We start from the raw sequence: 20,028 nt of genomic DNA, 5'->3' as shown, positions 1-20,028 counted from the left end.
AACTTTCATAAAGTAGTTACTATGGTTTCAAAATTTTTAAGCAAAATTTTTGGCAGTCGCAATGATCGCATCGTCAAAAAGCTGCGCCAGCGGGTTGAACAGATTCATGCCTTTGATGGGCAGATGGCCGCGCTTAGTGATGAACAGCTAAGGCACAAGAGCGCTGAATTTAAAACGAGGCTACAGCAGGGCACCACACTAGATGAGCTACTGCCGGAGGCCTTTGCTGTGGTCAAAGAGGCGAGTGGGCGGGTGCTCGGAATGCGCCACTTCGATGTTCAGCTTATCGGAGCGATGGTGCTGCACCAGGGCAAAATTGCTGAAATGAAGACCGGTGAGGGTAAGACCCTCATGGCCACCTTGGCGGTCTATCTCAATGCGCTAGAGGGAAAAGGGGTTCATGTGATTACCGTGAACGACTATCTAGCGCAGCGTGATGCCGCTTGGATGGGGCGTCTCTACCGCTTTTTAGGGTTAACCACAGGGGTTATTGTCTCGGGGCTAACTCACCAGAGCCGACGCGAGGCCTACCATTGCGATATCGTTTATGGCACCAATAACGAGTTCGGTTTCGACTATCTGCGCGATAACATGGCCTTCTCGGCTGAAGAGAGGGTGCAGCGGGAGCTTAACTTCGCCATTGTCGATGAGGTTGACTCGATTTTAATCGATGAGGCGCGTACTCCACTGATTATCTCGGGGCCGGCGGAGAATAGCTCCGAGCTCTACAGTAAAATTAATGAGCTTATTCCAGAGCTACAGCGCCAGCCCGATTACGATAAAGAGAGTGAAGAGGAGCCCCCCGGCGACTACAGCGTCGAGGAGAAGCAGAAGCAGATCTATCTTACCGAGGCGGGCCACCAGCGTGTCGAAGAGCTGCTAATGGCGCACGGTCTGCTCGGTGAGAACGACAGCCTCTACGATACAGTCAATGTCGGCCTAATGCACCACCTCAATGCCGCCCTTCGAGCTCATGTACTGTTTCAGCGCAATGTCGATTATATTGTCAGTAACGGCCAAGTGATTATTGTCGATGAGTTTACCGGCCGTACCATGCCGGGGCGGCGCTGGTCTGATGGACTGCATCAGGCGATAGAGGCGAAAGAGAGGGTACAGATTCAGCACGAAAATCAGACTCTAGCCTCCATTACCTTCCAAAACTACTTTCGGCTCTATAACAAACTCTCCGGTATGACAGGAACAGCTGATACCGAAGCGTATGAGTTTCAGCAGATCTATAAGCTAGAGGTGGTGGTGATTCCGACCCACCGGCCGATGCTTCGTAACGATATGGGCGATCTCATCTATCTAACCGCCGAGGAGAAGTATGAGGCGATTGTGGCTGATATCGAAGATTGCCGTCAACGGGGACAACCGGTGCTAGTCGGCACCGCCTCTATCGAGACCTCAGAGTATCTAGCCAAACTGCTGCAGGATAAGAAGATTGCGCACGAGGTACTCAATGCCAAGCAGCACCAGCGTGAGGCGGAGATTATCGCCCAAGCGGGAAGCCCAGGTGCGGTGACGATTGCGACTAATATGGCCGGTCGCGGCACCGATATTGTGCTCGGCGGCTCGCTCGATGCCGAATTAGCACCGCTAGGTGAGAGCCCTGATCCGGCGCAGGTAGAGGAGATAAAGCAGGCCTGGCAGCGACGCCACCAGCAGGTGCTCGATAGCGGCGGTCTCCATATTATCGGTACCGAACGCCATGAGTCGCGCCGTATCGATAACCAGCTCAGAGGGCGCTCCGGCCGACAGGGAGATCCCGGTTCCAGCCGCTTCTACCTCTCGTTACAGGATAGTTTAATGCGTATCTTCGCCTCAGAGAAGATGGCCTCATTTATGCAAAAGCTAGGTATGGAGAGGGGGGAGGCGATAGAGCACCCTTGGGTGAGTCGAGCGATTGAGAACGCCCAGCGCAAAGTTGAGGGGCATAACTTCGATATTCGTAAAAATCTGCTTGAATTTGACGATGTCGCCAACGATCAGCGTAAAGTGATCTACCAGCAGCGTAACGAAATTATGTCCCAAACCGATATCTCACCGATGGTGCGGGCGATTCGGGCCGATGTCGTGGCCGAGCTAGTTTCGGAGTATATTCCGCCGCAAAGCATTGAGGAGCAGTGGGATGTGCCCGGCTTGAGCGCACGGCTAGAGGAGGAGTTGGCACTTAAAGTCGATCTTCAGGGGTGGCTCGATAGTGATGATGAGCTGCACGAGCAGGGGCTGCGACAGAGAATTTTGGCGGCGCTAGAGGAGGAGTATCAGCGTAAAGAGGCGCTCGCCGGCACCGAAGTAGCGCGAAATTTTGAGAAGGCGGTGATGCTACAGGTGCTCGATGGTTTATGGAAAGAGCATCTTGCAGCGATGGACTATCTGCGCCAAGGGATCCATCTGCGCGGCTACGCACAGAAGAATCCTAAACAGGAGTATAAACGCGAATCGTTTGAGCTCTTTACTCAGCTACTAGATCGGATTAAGCGTGATGTGATCGGAACCCTCTCCCGCCTGCAGGTGCGTACTGAAGAGGAGGTCAAAGCGATCGAAGAGCAGCGGCGGCAGCAGGTAGAGCTGGAGTTTCAGCACCAGCAGAGCTCCGCCCTCACGGCTGCGACCGAGGAGGCTAGCACAGCAGAGGAGCACAAACCGTTTGTGCGTGAAGAGCGCAAAGTCGGGCGCAATGAGCCCTGCCCCTGCGGTTCGGGTAAAAAATACAAGCAGTGTCACGGTAAATTGAATTAAGCCATGGCGGTCGGTTATCAGCAGCTCCCTCCCCTACTCCCCGTCGCGGGGGTCGAACTCGCCTGTGCTGCAGGTGGGGTAAAGTACCCTAATCGTGACGACATCACCCTGTTCAGACTAGCCGTAGGGAGTCGGGTGGTGGGACTCTTTACCCAAAACGCCTTCTGCGCAGCGCCAGTACAGCTAACTAAAACCCATCTGCACCAGAGTGAGGGTGCCGCTCGCTACCTACTGATTAATACCGGTAACGCCAATGCCGGTACCGGTAGTCGCGGTATGGTGGTTGCAGCGGCGTGTTGTCGAGCAGTGGCCGAGTTAGCGGGGTGCGCACCGGAGGCGGTACTCCCCTTCTCTACCGGTGTGATTGGTGAAGATCTCCCCTATAAGCGGGCGATTGTGCCGCAACTACCCCAGCTATTGAGCGAATTAAGCGCCAGTGCAGCGGCTTGGGAGCGGGCAGCGGCGGCGATTATGACCACCGATACCGTCGCCAAAGGGTGTTCGCGCCAGATAACGCTACAGGGTCGGCCGATTACGATTACCGGTATCGCTAAGGGGTCGGGGATGATTCGCCCCGATATGGCGACCATGCTCGCCTTTATCGCTACCGATGCCGAAGTGGAGCGAGCAGAGCTACAGCAGCTAGCCAATCGGGCGGTCAAGGTGTCGTTTAATCGGGTGACAGTCGATGGTGATACCTCTACTAACGATAGCTGTCTGCTAATCGCAACCGGAGCAAGTGGCGTGTCGGTGAGGGGGGAGGAGGAGCTACAACAGCTACAGCAGGCGCTGATCGAGGTGATGCAGCAGCTAGCACAACTGCTAGTACGAGATGGCGAGGGGGCGACTAAATTTATCACCCTTGAGATCAATCAAGCGCTGAGCGAGGCGGAGGCGGAGCAGGTCGGCTTTACGATTGCCCACTCGCCGCTAGTGAAAACGGCGCTCTTCGCTAGCGATGCGAACTGGGGACGAATTTTAGCCGCTATCGGTCGTTCGGGTCTTCCTGATTTCGATATTGCAAGGTTAACTATCGCGATGAATGGCGTGCTGATTGTTGCTAATGGTGGCCGAGCCGATAGCTATCGGGAGCAGGAGGGTGCTGCGGCGGTGGCGCAGAGTGACATTACCCTTAGCGTCAATTTAGGGCGGGGTGAGGCGCAGGCGAGGATCTATAGCTGCGATCTCTCCTATGACTATGTACGGATTAATGCCGATTATCGTAGCTGAAATCAACGCTAGGCTAATGGTCACTTTTACCGTATAATGGCCGCCTTCAGAAACAAGACAGATCAAAGCGCCCGTAGCTCAGCTGGATAGAGCGCAGCCCTCCGGAGGCTGAGGTCAGAGGTTCAAATCCTCTCGGGCGCGCCATTTATTTGATTGATAGAGTCTTTTTCCATTCACTATTTTTCATTTTTCTGCTTTGAATGCTAACATCATCCGCTAACACACATGACCCCTGGCTAAAACAGCTAACTATCAGGGGAGCCCTATAAGAGCCGGCGTAAAGCGTGTGGCCTACAGCTCTACTCAGCACTGCAGATTAGCCGCGAGGATAAAGAGCGGCAGCTCAATCAGTGGGCCGCTAACTATCGCGCCTTTGATGCACCGGTGATGCTACTGTTTTTTCTCGGTGGTGTGATGGAGACCGGCTCGTTTATCGATTACGGCATGTTCTGGCAGTCGTTAATGCTAGCTGCGGTAGAACAGGGTTTAGATCAGTATCGTACCGAGCGGTTAGGGGTGGATGCGTTTTGTCGCTTTTTCGGGGAGAATTGATGTCGGTACTATTTCTCTCCCATGGCGGTGGCCCGCTGCCGCTGTTAGGTGATGCCGGACATCAGCAGCTGGTGGCGGCGTTAAAAAAATTAGCCGCTGAGCTGCCCCGCCCTGAGGCGATTTTGGTCGTTAGTGCCCACTGGGAGACGGAGGTAGCGACGGTCACGACCGCTACAGAGCCGGCGTTGATTTATGACTATGGCGGCTTTCCACCGGAGTCGTATCAAATCACCTACCCCTGCCCCGGTTCGCCTGAGTTGGCTGATTCGGTGGTGACTGCGCTTCAAGCAAAAGAGATAGCCGTTAAAAGCGATGCGCAGCGCGGTCTCGACCATGGGGTATTTGTACCGTTAAAGGTGATGTACCCTGAGGCGTCGATTCCGGTGGTACAGTTGTCGTTATTAAACTCTCTCGACCCAGCAGCCCATTTATCTATTGGTCAGGCGTTACGGGAGTTAGAGGTTGAGAAGCTGTTGGTGATTGGCTCCGGCTTTTCGTTTCATAATCTGCGCGCCTTTTTTACCCGTCCCGATAGTGAGTCGTTACGCTTAAATCAGGGCTTTGAGCGCTGGTTAAGAGGGTGTTGCGGCGATACCTCACTCAGTGAGTCAGAGCGGTGGCAGCAGTTAATCGATTGGCAGCAGGTGCCCGGCGCCCGTTTTTGTCATCCACGGCCAGAGCATCTGTTGCCGCTGCACTGTTGTGTCGGGTTGGCGGGCTCGGCCTGTTCGAAGGTGATTCCGATTCAGGTGATGCAGCGCCACTGTAGTCTGTTTGTGTGGTGATTGCCTCCCTCTCTAAAGCCCGGTTGGTATTTCGATTGAATGGCTCATCGGTTTGCGCTTTGTCTTAGCATTGACCGCCGGCGCATCGATTGTCGCTTCAAGAGCGGTAATTCGCGACCGCTTTAGCGGCGATGATGTGGCACGGGTGTTGTCGATGGTGTTGATGGTCATGGCGGTAGCGCCTTTGGTGGCACCGATACTGGGGGCGATAGTGCTGATTTGGTTCGACTGGCGCGCTATCTTTACCGCGTTAGCGCTGGTGTCGGTCGCTATCGGGCTGTTGGCGTGGCGGGAGTTGCCGGAGTCGTTACCACCGGAGCGGCGACAGCCGTTTCAGTTGCGGCTGTTACTGCGCAATTATGGCCGCCTGTTGCGTGACAGGCAGCTACTCGGTTATCTGCTCTCGGCCGGAGCGATGTTCGGCGCGCTGTTTACCTTTATCTCTGCTGCCCCTTTTGTCTATATGTCGCTCTATGGCTTTAGTGAGACGGCGTTTAGTCTGATTTTTGCTGCCAGTGTGCTGACTTCGGTTATCAGTTCTCATTTGAACCGGATATTGTTAAATCGCTATCATGCCGATGCGCTGTTTCGTTTAGCCACCACTTATGTGGCGCTAATTGCACTGTTGCTGCTAGGATTAGCCTCAATTGAGGCGCTCTATCCGTGGGGTACGATTATCGGCATGATGCTCTTTTTTGTCACACTGCTGCCGATTGCAGCGAATGCCCTCTCCTGCGCGCTCAATCTCCACCCACAGCTGGCCGGAACGGTGTCGGGGCTGTTCGGGGTGGCGCAGTTCGGTTTCGGCGCGGTGATGGGGGCGTTATCGGGGCTGCTCTATAATGAGACACAGTGGCCGATGGTGGCGATTATCGCCGGGTGCGGGGTGTTGGCCTGGCTCGGGCGGCAGGGGTTGGCGCAGCAGTCATAAGTTGGCATAATAGGCTCATAAGATAGTTGTTTGCTCTTTTCGTTACAGGGCAAACGGTGTTTTTGGGTAACCCTTTGGAGCTGTTATGGCCTCTCCCTCTAAAAAGCCCCGCTTTGAATTTCACTATCTGGGGCAAGCGTGGTCGCCCGCCATCACAGAGTAAGGGGATGGACAGTTAAAATTAGTGTAATTGGTAAGGTGTCACCGTAATTCCACCGTAATTCCCAGCGATGTTTCAATCCACGCCCCCGCACGGGGGGCGACTAAGGTAATCTTCAACGGTGAATGGGTTGCTACGGTTTCAATCCACGCCCCCGCACGGGGGGCGACCGTTGTAGGCGACAGCATCGCCTACAAAAGATGCGTTTCAATCCACGCCCCCGCACGGGGGGCGACTAATAGCCGCGGTCTCGATCTTAGGCAGGTGGGATGTTTCAATCCACGCCCCCGCACGGGGGGCGACGTGGACACCATGCGCCAATAGCAATCGCCACCAAGGTTTCAATCCACGCCCCCGCACGGGGGGCGACCATGATCGGATCGTGGAGGCATGCTGTGTCGATCTCGTTTCAATCCACGCCCCCGCACGGGGGGCGACCGCCCTTTTTACGGCTAAAGACCATAGCCGCGTTTCAATCCACGCCCCCGCACGGGGGGCGACAGACCACATCCGGTGTTTCGATCTTTCTGATGGGTTTCAATCCACGCCCCCGCACGGGGGGCGACACCTCCCGTCAATAATCTCCTGTGAGTTCAAGCTGTTTCAATCCACGCCCCCGCACGGGGGGCGACATCTACCGACTGATAGCCGCAGGTACGATAGACGAGTTTCAATCCACGCCCCCGCACGGGGGGCGACACTTTGCCAAATTGCGCGATCTGTCACGCTACGATGTTTCAATCCACGCCCCCGCACGGGGGGCGACTTGGCGAGGGCGCATCCCCTGAGCCAGTGAACGCGTTTCAATCCACGCCCCCGCACGGGGGGCGACCGTTTGCCAGCCGTGACGGTATCAGCGCGATGCTAGTTTCAATCCACGCCCCCGCACGGGGGGCGACAAAATGGCGGTCTCGGCCCGACAATGAGGGACGGGTTTCAATCCACGCCCCCGCACGGGGGGCGACTAGCGGGACTCGTCGATATCTTTTTGCAGATCCGTTTCAATCCACGCCCCCGCACGGGGGGCGACAAAACCAAAGCCAACATTATCGCCATCACGCGCGTTTCAATCCACGCCCCCGCACGGGGGGCGACAGGGAGTAGGGAGTAGGGAGTAGTGGGGATACCAGTTTCAATCCACGCCCCCGCACGGGGGGCGACAGTTTTAATGGGCCAACAAGCAGATATTAGCGGCGTTTCAATCCACGCCCCCGCACGGGGGGCGACAGCCTTCCTCGATGGCGTCGATGAGCCGATGATCGTTTCAATCCACGCCCCCGCACGGGGGGCGACCGTTCGCGGAACTGGGAATTACCTCCTTCAGCTACGTTTCAATCCACGCCCCCGCACGGGGGGCGACGTACGAGGACCTCCTTGAGTTTGGTCCACGCTTGGTGTTTCAATCCACGCCCCCGCACGGGGGGCGACCAAGCGGGCCGCTCCTCCCTTCTGCTACCGCCCTCGTTTCAATCCACGCCCCCGCACGGGGGGCGACGTGACGTACCGAGCAATCAACAAGACATTGGCCAGTTTCAATCCACGCCCCCGCACGGGGGGCGACAATTGATCTTATTGGTTACATAGAGGCCTCTACTGTTTCAATCCACGCCCCCGCACGGGGGGCGACTACTGCTGATGATTGCAGCAGTCTCGATCTTAGGGTTTCAATCCACGCCCCCGCACGGGGGGCGACGGTTGCCGCGTGGTTGCCCGATACAGCATCAGACCGTTTCAATCCACGCCCCCGCACGGGGGGCGACTTCATCGCGAGCGCTACGACTACCCAGTCTGGGACGTTTCAATCCACGCCCCCGCACGGGGGGCGACCGATCTTGACGTGATACTAGATTCGTTCAATTGCGTTTCAATCCACGCCCCCGCACGGGGGGCGACTTTCATGCGGGATGAGTTCCGACCACGCACTGCCGTTTCAATCCACGCCCCCGCACGGGGGGCGACACGAAAACTCGAATGGGGTTGTCTGTAGCGATGCGTTTCAATCCACGCCCCCGCACGGGGGGCGACCGACGGAGTAGTAGCATTCTTGATCATGCTTCCACGTTTCAATCCACGCCCCCGCACGGGGGGCGACACCTGTAGATCGCCGTCCTCGATCAAGTGATCGAGGTTTCAATCCACGCCCCCGCACGGGGGGCGACGCATAAATAGCTGTCTATGTAGTCCTCCGTAGAGGTTTCAATCCACGCCCCCGCACGGGGGGCGACAAAAATCGCGCCACTCGTCGCTCAGGTTAAAGTAGTTTCAATCCACGCCCCCGCACGGGGGGCGACTATTAAAAGCAGTATCAATACACCAATTACCCGTGTTTCAATCCACGCCCCCGCACGGGGGGCGACCTGTAGATCGCCGTCCTCGATCAAGTGATCGAGGTTTCAATCCACGCCCCCGCACGGGGGGCGACGTACAGCCAGCCAGACTACGTCCCAACCCGGTATGTTTCAATCCACGCCCCCGCACGGGGGGCGACGAGCGACTACAACCTGTATGCCAAAAGGAGATTGTTTCAATCCACGCCCCCGCACGGGGGGCGACAGGACCTATTGGAGATTGGCCCCCGTTTGGTCACGTTTCAATCCACGCCCCCGCACGGGGGGCGACACACCAATGGTGACTAGCCGCAGTGCGCGAATCAGTTTCAATCCACGCCCCCGCACGGGGGGCGACAGAGTACTACTCCGTCGTAGTTGACGGTAACCGGTTTCAATCCACGCCCCCGCACGGGGGGCGACATGCCTGCTAAGCAGCCCATCGTCTTCCAAAGATGTTTCAATCCACGCCCCCGCACGGGGGGCGACATAGCAATTAGGGGTATTCGCAATGACAAATTATAGTTTCAATCCACGCCCCCGCACGGGGGGCGACCGGACATGGTTTAGCGTCGTTTTAGTGGACGGCGTTTCAATCCACGCCCCCGCACGGGGGGCGACAAAAAAATTGATCGCTCACTGGAAGCGACTTGACGTTTCAATCCACGCCCCCGCACGGGGGGCGACGCATCCGGGCTAAAAACAGTCAGTATTTCAGGGCGTTTCAATCCACGCCCCCGCACGGGGGGCGACATGCTATTCCTCAGCTATAGTCGCCGAGCTGACCGTTTCAATCCACGCCCCCGCACGGGGGGCGACGCAAGCTCCCCGTGAACAGAGCATGAACCAACTAGTTTCAATCCACGCCCCCGCACGGGGGGCGACGTTTTGCTCTTGGGTATGGCGGGGATGTCGGCTTGTTTCAATCCACGCCCCCGCACGGGGGGCGACATTAACCATGAGTGCCATTGCCCATGCCCAAATCGTTTCAATCCACGCCCCCGCACGGGGGGCGACACCAAGTCATCACCCCGCAGCAGCACAAGCTGCTTGTTTCAATCCACGCCCCCGCACGGGGGGCGACGAGAGACGATGACCGCGACACGCGAAGCGTATGCGTTTCAATCCACGCCCCCGCACGGGGGGCGACCCACCGCCCCCGAAAATGAACGACCGGAGCTGCGTTTCAATCCACGCCCCCGCACGGGGGGCGACGGGCGATGACGATGGCATTATAAAATCGCTCGCCGTTTCAATCCACGCCCCCGCACGGGGGGCGACGCTTGTGTTTGTACCAATTTTGCAGGGTTTGGCGGGTTTCAATCCACGCCCCCGCACGGGGGGCGACCAATAAAATCAAATACTTACGATGCGCATATTGCGTTTCAATCCACGCCCCCGCACGGGGGGCGACGCTTAACCGCCGCCATCACCGCCGCAGAAGAGCGCGTTTCAATCCACGCCCCCGCACGGGGGGCGACTTGATGCAATTGGCATCCAATACACGTGGGGTGTGTTTCAATCCACGCCCCCGCACGGGGGGCGACTCATTTTTTACTCTCCTGTGTTCTGGGTAAGGCGTTTCAATCCACGCCCCCGCACGGGGGGCGACGTAATGTATTGTTCTGTTCCTCTTTCATAGAGCCGTTTCAATCCACGCCCCCGCACGGGGGGCGACACGCAGCCTCAGCACATTCCCGAATGTCAGAACGTTTCAATCCACGCCCCCGCACGGGGGGCGACATATGCTGCAATTCGGCGCAGCAGGGGCAGGGACGTTTCAATCCACGCCCCCGCACGGGGGGCGACGAGTTGAGCAAGATCAAAGGGACAAACAGCCGATGTTTCAATCCACGCCCCCGCACGGGGGGCGACTGAGGGAGTAACAGTAACAATCAACGACAATGCGTTTCAATCCACGCCCCCGCACGGGGGGCGACGCCGATCTAAGTTTAGTGCGATTCCTGCTGGCAAAGTTTCAATCCACGCCCCCGCACGGGGGGCGACATATTGCGCATGGTATGATGGCACAGGTGTAACGTTTCAATCCACGCCCCCGCACGGGGGGCGACGATATTGATATTGGCGATCTCACTGAGTGTTACGTTTCAATCCACGCCCCCGCACGGGGGGCGACGATATTGATATTGGCGATCTCACTGAGTGTTACGTTTCAATCCACGCCCCCGCACGGGGGGCGACTGGCGGTGCTGTTAAGCGAGGTGTGTTTGTTGAGTTTCAATCCACGCCCCCGCACGGGGGGCGACATTGACCCGAGCGATAGCGATGGGTCATAGCGGGGGTTTCAATCCACGCCCCCGCACGGGGGGCGACCCGCTAGATCACTGGATAAAGCGAGAACTAAAAAGTTTCAATCCACGCCCCCGCACGGGGGGCGACAACATATTGTAACCCCCTCTAATCGCGATTCCACGTTTCAATCCACGCCCCCGCACGGGGGGCGACGGCGAGCCAAGAATTCAGCAAATTGTCGGATAGTGTTTCAATCCACGCCCCCGCACGGGGGGCGACGCCACAGCTCCCTACCAAACGGCCGTTCAATTTTGTTTCAATCCACGCCCCCGCACGGGGGGCGACAAAAACATTTATACCCCTATAACCGTTCAAGCTTGTTTCAATCCACGCCCCCGCACGGGGGGCGACCTACGGTAGCCGCGGTATCAACTGGCGATATAACCGTTTCAATCCACGCCCCCGCACGGGGGGCGACCCAAGTTGCTGGCAGGACACAGCGCCCTGCCATGTTTCAATCCACGCCCCCGCACGGGGGGCGACTCTAAGTGGGACAAATAGCAATGCAAAATTATCGGTTTCAATCCACGCCCCCGCACGGGGGGCGACGATATCTAAGTGGGACAAATAGCAAGGGGTATCGTTTCAATCCACGCCCCCGCACGGGGGGCGACATAGATCGGCGGGACAAATAATGGACGCCAAAAAGTTTCAATCCACGCCCCCGCACGGGGGGCGACAAGATAGCATGGACAAATAATGGACGCCAAAAAAGTTTCAATCCACGCCCCCGCACGGGGGGCGACCCTCCAAATATGGGAGGACGGCTTCCCCGTTTATGTTTCAATCCACGCCCCCGCACGGGGGGCGACGCTACTTTTGCTGGCAGCCGTGGCCATAATATCGTTTCAATCCACGCCCCCGCACGGGGGGCGACCCCCTGCCAGGGGGCGAGTCGATCTTGGCGTGGAGGTTTCAATCCACGCCCCCGCACGGGGGGCGACATAGATCGGCGGGACAAATAATGGACGCCAAAAAGTTTCAATCCACGCCCCCGCACGGGGGGCGACCTATCTTAGGTAATATTTTGGATTGCCCAAAGGTTTCAATCCACGCCCCCGCACGGGGGGCGACAAGGTGCGCGTACAATAAGGCGATGCCCTCGTACGTTTCAATCCACGCCCCCGCACGGGGGGCGACACTCTCCTCCCCAATTGCTATAGTCAATGCGCCTGTTTCAATCCACGCCCCCGCACGGGGGGCGACTATCCATCTATGCCCCCCCTGACCCACGCCATGCCGTTTCAATCCACGCCCCCGCACGGGGGGCGACTCCCCACCATTGCTGGCGCGAGCGCAGATTTGCCTGTTTCAATCCACGCCCCCGCACGGGGGGCGACCTCGGCTGATGTTGACCGTGGTTTTCCCGCTGCCCGTTTCAATCCACGCCCCCGCACGGGGGGCGACTGATCTCTCGCATCTCGGTCACCGTATCGCCAATCGTTTCAATCCACGCCCCCGCACGGGGGGCGACTGCTGTCCACTTGGTCGTCGTTCGGTGCGAGGGGGTTTCAATCCACGCCCCCGCACGGGGGGCGACTTATAGACAGCGATTCGGGGTACGGGATCATCCGGTTTCAATCCACGCCCCCGCACGGGGGGCGACCTGGGGGGATATAGCAGACCGCCTCGATGCCCGGTTTCAATCCACGCCCCCGCACGGGGGGCGACCTCCATGAGTTGTTGAGCGAGCAGATGCCGCGTTAAGTTTCAATCCACGCCCCCGCACGGGGGGCGACCTAACATTATCGCCATCACCCGCGAAGCCATTCTGTTTCAATCCACGCCCCCGCACGGGGGGCGACACAGCGGGTAGATCAGCCGTAGCGCTGCCAGCGCGTGTTTCAATCCACGCCCCCGCACGGGGGGCGACGATGAGGTTGAGTTAGGTGATGACGTAGACGTGGTTTCAATCCACGCCCCCGCACGGGGGGCGACGCAAAATGCGTTCGGTATCGAGCTGGAAGGGTTGGTTTCAATCCACGCCCCCGCACGGGGGGCGACCGGCGACCAGTTCAGCATCGCCACCGGCACCAATGTTTCAATCCACGCCCCCGCACGGGGGGCGACGAACATCATCAGGATCAACATCTCGCTCCGGAGACGTTTCAATCCACGCCCCCGCACGGGGGGCGACTAAATGACGGTGTGTCTGATGCCTTGGTCGCAGAGTTTCAATCCACGCCCCCGCACGGGGGGCGACGGTGTTGCAAGTTAGGTTCGACATCAATTACATCGTTTCAATCCACGCCCCCGCACGGGGGGCGACCGTCTTGTGGTTCAGATTTTATCCAGATCGATATGTTTCAATCCACGCCCCCGCACGGGGGGCGACTCGCCATCGCATTTGGAACCTATGCGGTAACAATGTTTCAATCCACGCCCCCGCACGGGGGGCGACTTAAAGTCTGTCAGCTTTGCGCCTTTGCGGTCAGGGTTTCAATCCACGCCCCCGCACGGGGGGCGACCTATCAGCACCGGATTGGTAAAGCCAAACTCGCGTTTCAATCCACGCCCCCGCACGGGGGGCGACTTTGCTGGAGCTGCTCTGGTATCTCTGCTCGAACGTTTCAATCCACGCCCCCGCACGGGGGGCGACATGAGGTACTGGCTAGATCGGATATGTATCACATGTTTCAATCCACGCCCCCGCACGGGGGGCGACGTCTCTATCGTCAATATATTCACTGGTGCCAAAAGTTTCAATCCACGCCCCCGCACGGGGGGCGACTGCACCACTAAAAATCAGTGCTACAGCTTAGCTTTAGTATCCCATTTTTGCGATCCAAACGCCAATTTTCCATAAAAACATAACCCTCATGAAAAAAACAAAAAAATAATCATATTTTTAAAGAGCTTACAAAATTGCGAACCCACCACAATAATTATGATCGCTTCCGGTTCGCAACTGGTAATTTACACCAGTAACACCCCTTCCGGATCATACGCCGGTTTAGCGCCAATATGCTCAATACGCTTTTTCCAGTTAGAACCTAAAAAGTAAAAACGCAAACTATCCTGATCTTCATCAATGGTATCAATTAAACGCTGTCGCAACATCGCCCACTGCGCCGGATCGACCCAGCACTCAAACACAGAATATTGCACCCGCTGCCCCACATCTTTACAAACCTTAGCGACTCGCCGCAACCGTTTTGCCCCGGCTGCATCTTCTGTTTTGACATCATAGGTCACTAATACCAACATCAAAGCCTCCTGATAAACTAACGCCAGATAAAAGGTGGATAACCATCCAGATCCCCCCGAACATAACGGGCAAATAGCATCGCCTGAATATGCGGCAGCAGGCCAATTTCGACCTTCTCATCCAGAAACGGGTGGGTAATGGTCTCACGCTTTCGCTCTTGCCACGCGACCAGCACCGTTTTTCGTGTCGCCTCATCCATCACCACTGCCCCCGATTCACTTTGATTAAAACCACTCCCCTTTACCTGTTTGCGATTAATAAGTGATAAAACCAACCGATCCGCCAAATAGGCGCGTAACTCCTCCATTAGATCCAGCGCCAAGCCGGCACGCCCGGGGCGATCCCGATGCAGATAGCCCACCGCAGGATCGAGACCGACGCCCTCCAATGCTGCGGTGATATCGTGAGCTAACAGGGTATAGACAAACGACAACAGCGCATTCACATTATCCAGCGGTGGCCGTTTGCTACGCCCCTTAAAGAAAAAGTGCTGTTTATCGCCATAAATCAACACATCAAAAACGGCAAAATAGCGCTTTGCCGCCTCGCCCTCTATACCACGCAAGCTATCGAGCGAGAGCGAATCATCACGCCCAATGGTTCGCAGCAGCGACTTAAAGTGTAGATGGCTCTGCTCTAAGGCCTGTTTTTCTGCATGATCCGGATGATCACGCAGTGCCCGACCAATGACGGTGCGGCTGTTGGCGATTTTTCCACTAATTATTGCACGGGCAATGGTTGCTGACTGTGTTTCACTATCCGCCCAACGATACTGCTGTCGTCGTAATAACACATTACCACTCACCGCGCCCTGCACTCGTGCCTGAAATTTACCCTGTTCGGTGTAAAATGCCAGCAGAATATCGTGTTCAGCACAAAAGGCCATTGCTGCCGGACTGGCCGATACCTGACCAAAACAGACAACAGCGCCCAGAGTATGGATTGGGAGGCGCAATTTGGTCTCTTTTTCGACCCGTATCAGCAGGGTTTCGCCCTCTTTGGCAATGAAAGCACCCTGTGTGGTGATATAGAGCGTATTGAGTAATTTTTTCAATCGTCTGCCTCCCATAGCTGTTGCAGGTAACTTTTTGCACTGCGCCCTGCAACACCATCTGGCAGACAACGATCGTAGAGCGAGCAGTGTTCGCACTTCGCATCCGGCTGCGCTGCCGGAGTCTGCTGCTGTTGCCACAACTGCTGCATCTGTGCGGCTAACGCCTCCACTCGTTGGCGTAACGCTTCGGTGAAGGTAACTTTAACCCGTCGATGGGTTTGGCCATAATAGAGTGAACCCTCCCCAAGCGACACTTGCAGCATCTCTTCCAGACAGAGCGCCTGAGCGCAGAGCTGCACCTCATCCCAATCTTCCCGCTTTTTACGACCCCGTTTGTATTCGACCGGATAGGGTTGCCACAAGCCACGATGGTGTGGCAATGGACAACCCCCGCTGGTTACCCGGTGGAATTCAACTACATCGGCAATGCCGGATAGTCCTAACCGCAACGACTGTAATCGTAACGAGCGTACCGTAATCGTATCACCGCGTTTTTCATGACTTCCACTGTCGGCGCGTTGGTGCAGAATCTGCCCCTCAGCGGTATAACGATTCTCCTGCCACTGTTGCTCAATATGAATCAGTGCCCACTGGCGTGAGCAGAAGGCCAGGTGTTGCAAACCAGAGAGTTGCAGCAGTTCATCCTCAGAGTAATAGGCCATACACTACTCGTAGTGTGTCCACATTCGATAAACTTTGATGATCTTTTCAGATTCAATCACCTCATATACCAACCGATGTTGTCGATTAATCCTACGACTAATCAGCCCCGCCAAATCCCCCTTCAGGTACTCATAGCCAGGTGGATAGCCGTATGGGTTTTCTGCAATCAAACCCAATAGCCGATTCGTAATCGCTTTTAACCCGGATGAGGCGAGTTTTTTAGCATCCTTCTGGGCTTGTTTCATCAATAACAGCCGGTACATCACCAATCCAATTGTGAGAGCTCTACGCCACTCTCTAATGGCTCTTTGCGAGCAGATTTTATTGACTCGACCATTCCCGGAATGGTTCGCAGATAGTGATCATCACTCTGATATTCGCTCTGTTCGATAATTTTCAGCTCATCCTGACTAAAATGGTGTAGCAACCACTCAAATTTTTCCTGAATGGTCTCATCAATTTGTAAGGTAATTGTTTTCATCGCTCGCACCTAAAACCCATTAATCTCTTCAGGCTGCAAATCGGTCAGTGATTCCAAAGTATAACTCCCGTCGGCATTAACTTGCAGACTACGGTGCACTTTCGCTGAGGAATATTGGCCACTTTTACAGTTGTGTTGCCACCAAATCACCTTTTCGATCACCATACTTCCCTCAGGTCTGGCTGAGGAGGCGTCGCCTTCAAACAGACGCGGTAAAGCCGCTTTTAACAGTTCAGCATCCGCATCGCTAAAACCGGTGCGTTCGGCTAACTGCGGGCTCATCGCACCATAGGTTACATAGACTGCTCTATCAACACGGTGTTTCATACCCATCGTATCACTGCTGCGTTTAGTACCATCACCCTCACCGCTGACGCTTTTGGTGATTTGAGTACTGGTAATGCTCACCGGTTCAACACTAAAAGCAGACTGTATTGTGACCGGCCCCCGAATCGGAATCGATACCCCATCTTTACTCTCACTTTTAAAAGCAAATAATTGGCCAAAACTGCGGACATCGAGCCACTTCTCACACGCCAATTTAGCCGCTTCATTCGGTGTGGTTTTTTTAGCGTTAAAGGCATCTTTACCTAGCCCAAACTCAGCTGATTCAGCACGATTTTTCAGACTAGTCATGCCATCAATCTTCTTCTCATCCGACTGTACAAAAATAGACTCGCCATCAGCCAACAGTCGATCGCGTAGTTTACGCTTAAGGCAGACATCAGTCACTTCGCCGTAGCCATCATAATCGGTACGGGGACGGTTGCCATTGAGCGGATCGCCATTGGGATTGGCATGGTTGACGCTAAAGATAATGGCAAAATCAATTTTATGGTTCAGACTCATTTCTATTACTCCTGATTCGATAGTTCGATGGATTCAGCATGTTCACTGCTATCGTCCGTTAATTTGGGTTTTTGCGCCATGCGCTGACAATGGTAGCCGAGCAGAAACTCACCACTGAGTGCCTTATCGCTGATAAAGTCGGCCGGGATAAATTGTGCCAAAATCTGATCCAGCTCTCGTTTACGATTGACTAAAAAGCCGGTTCGGGATACTTGGAGCCGCTGCATATAGGGCTGTAACGACAGCTCCAGCGTGCGCCAGGTGGTATAGGGACGATCGGCAAAGCGCTGCATCAGTCGCGCCGCCATGGTAGTACGATTCTCACCGCCAACACTGAGCGCGACCTCCTCAATGCGTTCGGCAATCGCCAGCAGACGACCGTAGAGATAGTCACGACTGTGGTTCTCTTCTTCTAAAGCCATAGAGTACTCCTTTTGTTGATTCATTTGAGGATGACGGGCACGATAGCCGCGATAGAGGGCGCAGGCTACGCCTAAATCCTGTTCCCAACGCCACCACTCGTCAGTGGGATAACCGACCCGATTACTGACCCGCTTTACCGCTAATCGCAGTAAATCTTCAGGTAGCGGGCGTTGATCAATAATGCAGGGCATCAGCCGCTCAATCACGCTCTTTTTCAGCGCATCATCGAGACGACTGCCGTAAATCGTTTCAGCAATTTTTCGTGGTGCGAGTGAGGCAATCGGCCAGATAGTGCGCGTTTTCGGCTTCTTTTTACCCTCGGTGGGTAGCTCTTCGCTATGGCGCTGATACCAAGCAAACTGGCGGTGCCACTGCTCAACCCGATCTAAGAACTCCCCCGACAGTAGTTCGCGGTAGTAGATTAGACTCATTCGTCCCTGCGTAGCCGAGTCAAGCCCCATTACCACGACCTCCTCCGTCGGCTTCAGTTTGGCACGATACCCTGCCAGATAACGGTTCAACTGTTTGGCAAACTGTGCGCCTAAATTACGACTGTGTTGTAGCGTGGGTTCGTTGTCATTGCTAACCGATTCCGTTGCATGATCGGTTGTATTATCCAGCGCATCAAGATTTAGATTCCAATCCCAACTGCTGACTGCCGGCTCCGGGATCGGTTGACCCGATACCGCCCAACTGACCCAAACCTGATCGCCGTTACGAAATCCCTGCCGTTTGATTAGCCAGCGCAGGGCATTGTGGGCTTTTTGCGTAGCACCAAAACCAACCGAAGCAGCCTGCTGCGGAGTAGTAAAACGACCACGATAGGTAAAACCGCTGCTATCATTGGCTGAAATTAACTTTGCGCTATCGCCGGAATGGCGCAGTTTAGCAGGGTGCGAAGTTGCCAGCGGTGCATTCTCTCCGGTAATAAAACAGAACCCGGCATCAGAACTTTCACTCGCCTGATAATCGACCCAGCTCTGTTGCAGAGTCTCATCGAGCCATGTATGAGGCTGCCGATCACCGGAGAGTTCAACACTCCAACAGACCAGTGCTGCACCTTGATCGGTTTCGCCTTTCTGTTTAGGTAATATTTTAAACAGAGCAGGAATCTCCTCCTCATGCTCCCAGCAGTTTAGTAAATGACCGTTATCATCCAGATGAATTACCTGTTGCGCCACTAAATCGGCTATTACCCGCTCCTGTTCGATATAGCTTAAAACCGCTTGTGCTTTAGTATGGACGTAGATTGAGTTACACCATGCTGATAACTGGTCATGATAGCTAGAAAAATAAGCTTTTTTAGTTCCACCAAATTCACTGTAATCAGCAGCTACATATTGCAGTTTATCGGCCAGTGCATGAGGGGCTTCACCACTGGTTCGACCCGCTGAAGCTTCGGTAGCGGGTAACATAATCTGCAACTTATCGAGTACTTCTGCACGGATAAATTTCCCGTCACCATCTAACACAATATGAATATGGGCATTCTGTATGGAGTGGCTAATAGGCATCAACGCCTGATCGCCATCCAAATCGAGCTGCATGGCAGCGTCATAGGTATCATAAAGTTTCGCCATCCAACTCATGACTGCTCCTCCTCATCTGCAACAGTACACTGATTTTCATCGAGCTCAAATGGCTTCGCCTCCATCTTGCGTACATGACGGCGCAGAGTGCACCCTTCGGGGCGTGGATAATGAATTACCCCTTTTTGCATCACCGCTTGCCAAAATCGGCTCACCAACTCCGGATTGCCACTCTCATCCGGATAATCAAAGCCGTGAAACTGTACACCGAAGCCAAGCTCGTCAATTTCGTCATAGGCCCCTTTACCCTCGCCAAATGTGCAGGGCTCAACATAGCCCTGACAGTCACGGGTGCCGAGAAAAATATCCTGCCGTCCACCCCGTTCGACCATTCTTTGAGCAATCGCCAGATGTTTCTGTGGATTGCGATCAGCGGTTAACTCAGGACGGTGTTCATTCCACTCAAAATGGGCTTCAACCTGATACTCGACATCGCGCAAAAAGGTGTAGATGGCCAGATCATTACCTTCTGCCTGATATTTAATCGGTTTGGTACCTTTGGTCTGGGTACGGAGCGGCTTAATCACCCGCACCCGATCCACTACCCAGATAATCGTCGGTTTCCAGTAGATCGATTTGGTGATCCCTTTTATCGCCTCGTAGGTGGGTAGATGGTAGCTGCACTTTTCGCCACCGACCCGTGTTACCGGATCGGTAAACAGAGCATAACGGCCACTCACTTTAAATTGAATACTATTTTGCAAACTCTTTCCCCTTG

General features: G+C 55.3%; 13 protein-coding genes, 1 tRNA gene and 1 CRISPR repeat array. Of the genes, 6 read left to right on the top strand and 8 right to left on the bottom strand.

The window, feature by feature from the left end:
* Positions 1-21 precede the first annotated feature (21 nt).
* The 6 genes from secA (at position 22) to D5085_07850 (ending at position 6,243) form a co-directional block, all read left to right on the top strand.
* Complete coding sequence (gene secA, locus D5085_07875) at positions 22-2,745, top strand: preprotein translocase subunit SecA (GenBank protein QEP43039.1); 2,724 nt, start codon at positions 22-24, stop codon at positions 2,743-2,745.
* Positions 2,746-2,748: 3 nt separating this feature from the next.
* Positions 2,749-3,975, top strand: a complete 1,227-nt coding sequence (gene argJ, locus D5085_07870; GenBank protein QEP43038.1) for a bifunctional glutamate N-acetyltransferase/amino-acid acetyltransferase ArgJ — start codon at positions 2,749-2,751, stop codon at positions 3,973-3,975.
* Between the two features lie 67 nt (positions 3,976-4,042).
* Positions 4,043-4,119 (top strand) — tRNA-Arg (locus D5085_07865).
* A 165-nt stretch (positions 4,120-4,284) separates the two neighbouring features.
* Positions 4,285-4,527: a hypothetical protein gene (locus D5085_07860; GenBank protein ID QEP43037.1), complete on the top strand. Its 243-nt coding sequence runs from the start codon at positions 4,285-4,287 to the stop codon at positions 4,525-4,527.
* The gene (locus D5085_07855) at positions 4,527-5,312 is read left to right on the top strand and encodes a dioxygenase (GenBank protein ID QEP43036.1); all 786 of its coding nucleotides are present in this window, start codon (positions 4,527-4,529) and stop codon (positions 5,310-5,312) included. Before D5085_07860 ends, D5085_07855 begins: the two co-directional genes overlap by 1 nt.
* 28 nt (positions 5,313-5,340) lie before the next feature.
* The gene (locus D5085_07850) at positions 5,341-6,243 is read left to right on the top strand and encodes a Bcr/CflA family efflux MFS transporter (GenBank protein ID QEP43035.1); all 903 of its coding nucleotides are present in this window, start codon (positions 5,341-5,343) and stop codon (positions 6,241-6,243) included.
* A 232-nt stretch (positions 6,244-6,475) separates the two neighbouring features.
* Positions 6,476-13,774: a CRISPR direct-repeat array (repeat unit 32 nt; unit sequence GTTTCAATCCACGCCCCCGCACGGGGGGCGAC).
* A gap of 185 nt (positions 13,775-13,959) precedes the next feature.
* Here D5085_07850 and cas2 read toward each other — a convergent pair.
* From cas2 to cas5c, 8 genes are read right to left on the bottom strand one after another with little or no spacing between them, the layout of a single operon-like run.
* Complete coding sequence (gene cas2 / locus D5085_07845) at positions 13,960-14,250, bottom strand: CRISPR-associated endonuclease Cas2 (protein QEP43034.1); 291 nt, start codon at positions 14,248-14,250, stop codon at positions 13,960-13,962.
* Positions 14,251-14,267: 17 nt separating this feature from the next.
* Positions 14,268-15,305, bottom strand: a complete 1,038-nt coding sequence (gene cas1c, locus D5085_07840) for a type I-C CRISPR-associated endonuclease Cas1 (protein ID QEP43033.1) — start codon at positions 15,303-15,305, stop codon at positions 14,268-14,270.
* Complete coding sequence (gene cas4 / locus D5085_07835) at positions 15,302-15,967, bottom strand: CRISPR-associated protein Cas4 (protein ID QEP43032.1); 666 nt, start codon at positions 15,965-15,967, stop codon at positions 15,302-15,304. Before cas4 ends, cas1c begins: the two co-directional genes overlap by 4 nt.
* A gap of 3 nt (positions 15,968-15,970) precedes the next feature.
* Positions 15,971-16,231 (bottom strand): Txe/YoeB family addiction module toxin, encoded by a 261-nt coding sequence (locus D5085_07830; GenBank protein QEP43031.1) that lies wholly within the window; start codon positions 16,229-16,231, stop codon positions 15,971-15,973.
* On the bottom strand, positions 16,231-16,449 hold the full coding sequence (locus D5085_07825; protein ID QEP45095.1) for a hypothetical protein: 219 nt from the start codon (positions 16,447-16,449) through the stop codon (positions 16,231-16,233). Before D5085_07825 ends, D5085_07830 begins: the two co-directional genes overlap by 1 nt.
* Positions 16,450-16,458: 9 nt before the next feature.
* Positions 16,459-17,298 carry a type I-C CRISPR-associated protein Cas7/Csd2 gene (gene cas7c / locus D5085_07820; GenBank protein QEP43030.1) on the bottom strand — a complete coding sequence of 280 codons (840 nt, stop codon included), beginning with the start codon at positions 17,296-17,298 and terminating at the stop codon, positions 16,459-16,461.
* Between the two features lie 5 nt (positions 17,299-17,303).
* Positions 17,304-19,310, bottom strand: a complete 2,007-nt coding sequence (gene cas8c / locus D5085_07815) for a type I-C CRISPR-associated protein Cas8c/Csd1 (protein QEP43029.1) — start codon at positions 19,308-19,310, stop codon at positions 17,304-17,306.
* The gene (cas5c, locus tag D5085_07810) at positions 19,307-20,014 is read right to left on the bottom strand and encodes a type I-C CRISPR-associated protein Cas5 (protein QEP43028.1); all 708 of its coding nucleotides are present in this window, start codon (positions 20,012-20,014) and stop codon (positions 19,307-19,309) included. The genes cas8c and cas5c overlap by 4 nt, the downstream gene beginning before the upstream one ends.
* Positions 20,015-20,028 lie beyond the last annotated feature (14 nt).

The organism is Ectothiorhodospiraceae bacterium BW-2, from assembly GCA_008375315.1.
Classification (GTDB): domain Bacteria; phylum Pseudomonadota; class Gammaproteobacteria; order Thiohalomonadales; family Thiohalomonadaceae; genus BW-2.
Note: the sequence above shows the minus strand (reverse complement) of the source record. Positions and strands in the feature narration are given on the sequence as shown.

What these genes read in the sequence shown, in the direction of transcription:
- cas2 (QEP43034.1), bottom strand. Translation starts at nt 14,250, where the DNA reads ATGTTGGTATTAGTGACCTATGATGTCAAAACAGAAGATGCAGCCGGG.
- cas7c (QEP43030.1), bottom strand. Translation starts at nt 17,298, where the DNA reads ATGAGTCTGAACCATAAAATTGATTTTGCCATTATCTTTAGCGTCAAC.
- D5085_07825 (QEP45095.1), bottom strand. Translation starts at nt 16,449, where the DNA reads ATGAAAACAATTACCTTACAAATTGATGAGACCATTCAGGAAAAATTT.
- secA (QEP43039.1), top strand. Translation starts at nt 22, where the DNA reads ATGGTTTCAAAATTTTTAAGCAAAATTTTTGGCAGTCGCAATGATCGC.
- D5085_07830 (QEP43031.1), bottom strand. Translation starts at nt 16,231, where the DNA reads ATGTACCGGCTGTTATTGATGAAACAAGCCCAGAAGGATGCTAAAAAA.
- cas4 (QEP43032.1), bottom strand. Translation starts at nt 15,967, where the DNA reads ATGGCCTATTACTCTGAGGATGAACTGCTGCAACTCTCTGGTTTGCAA.
- D5085_07855 (QEP43036.1), top strand. Translation starts at nt 4,527, where the DNA reads ATGTCGGTACTATTTCTCTCCCATGGCGGTGGCCCGCTGCCGCTGTTA.
- cas8c (QEP43029.1), bottom strand. Translation starts at nt 19,310, where the DNA reads ATGAGTTGGATGGCGAAACTTTATGATACCTATGACGCTGCCATGCAG.
- argJ (QEP43038.1), top strand. Translation starts at nt 2,749, where the DNA reads ATGGCGGTCGGTTATCAGCAGCTCCCTCCCCTACTCCCCGTCGCGGGG.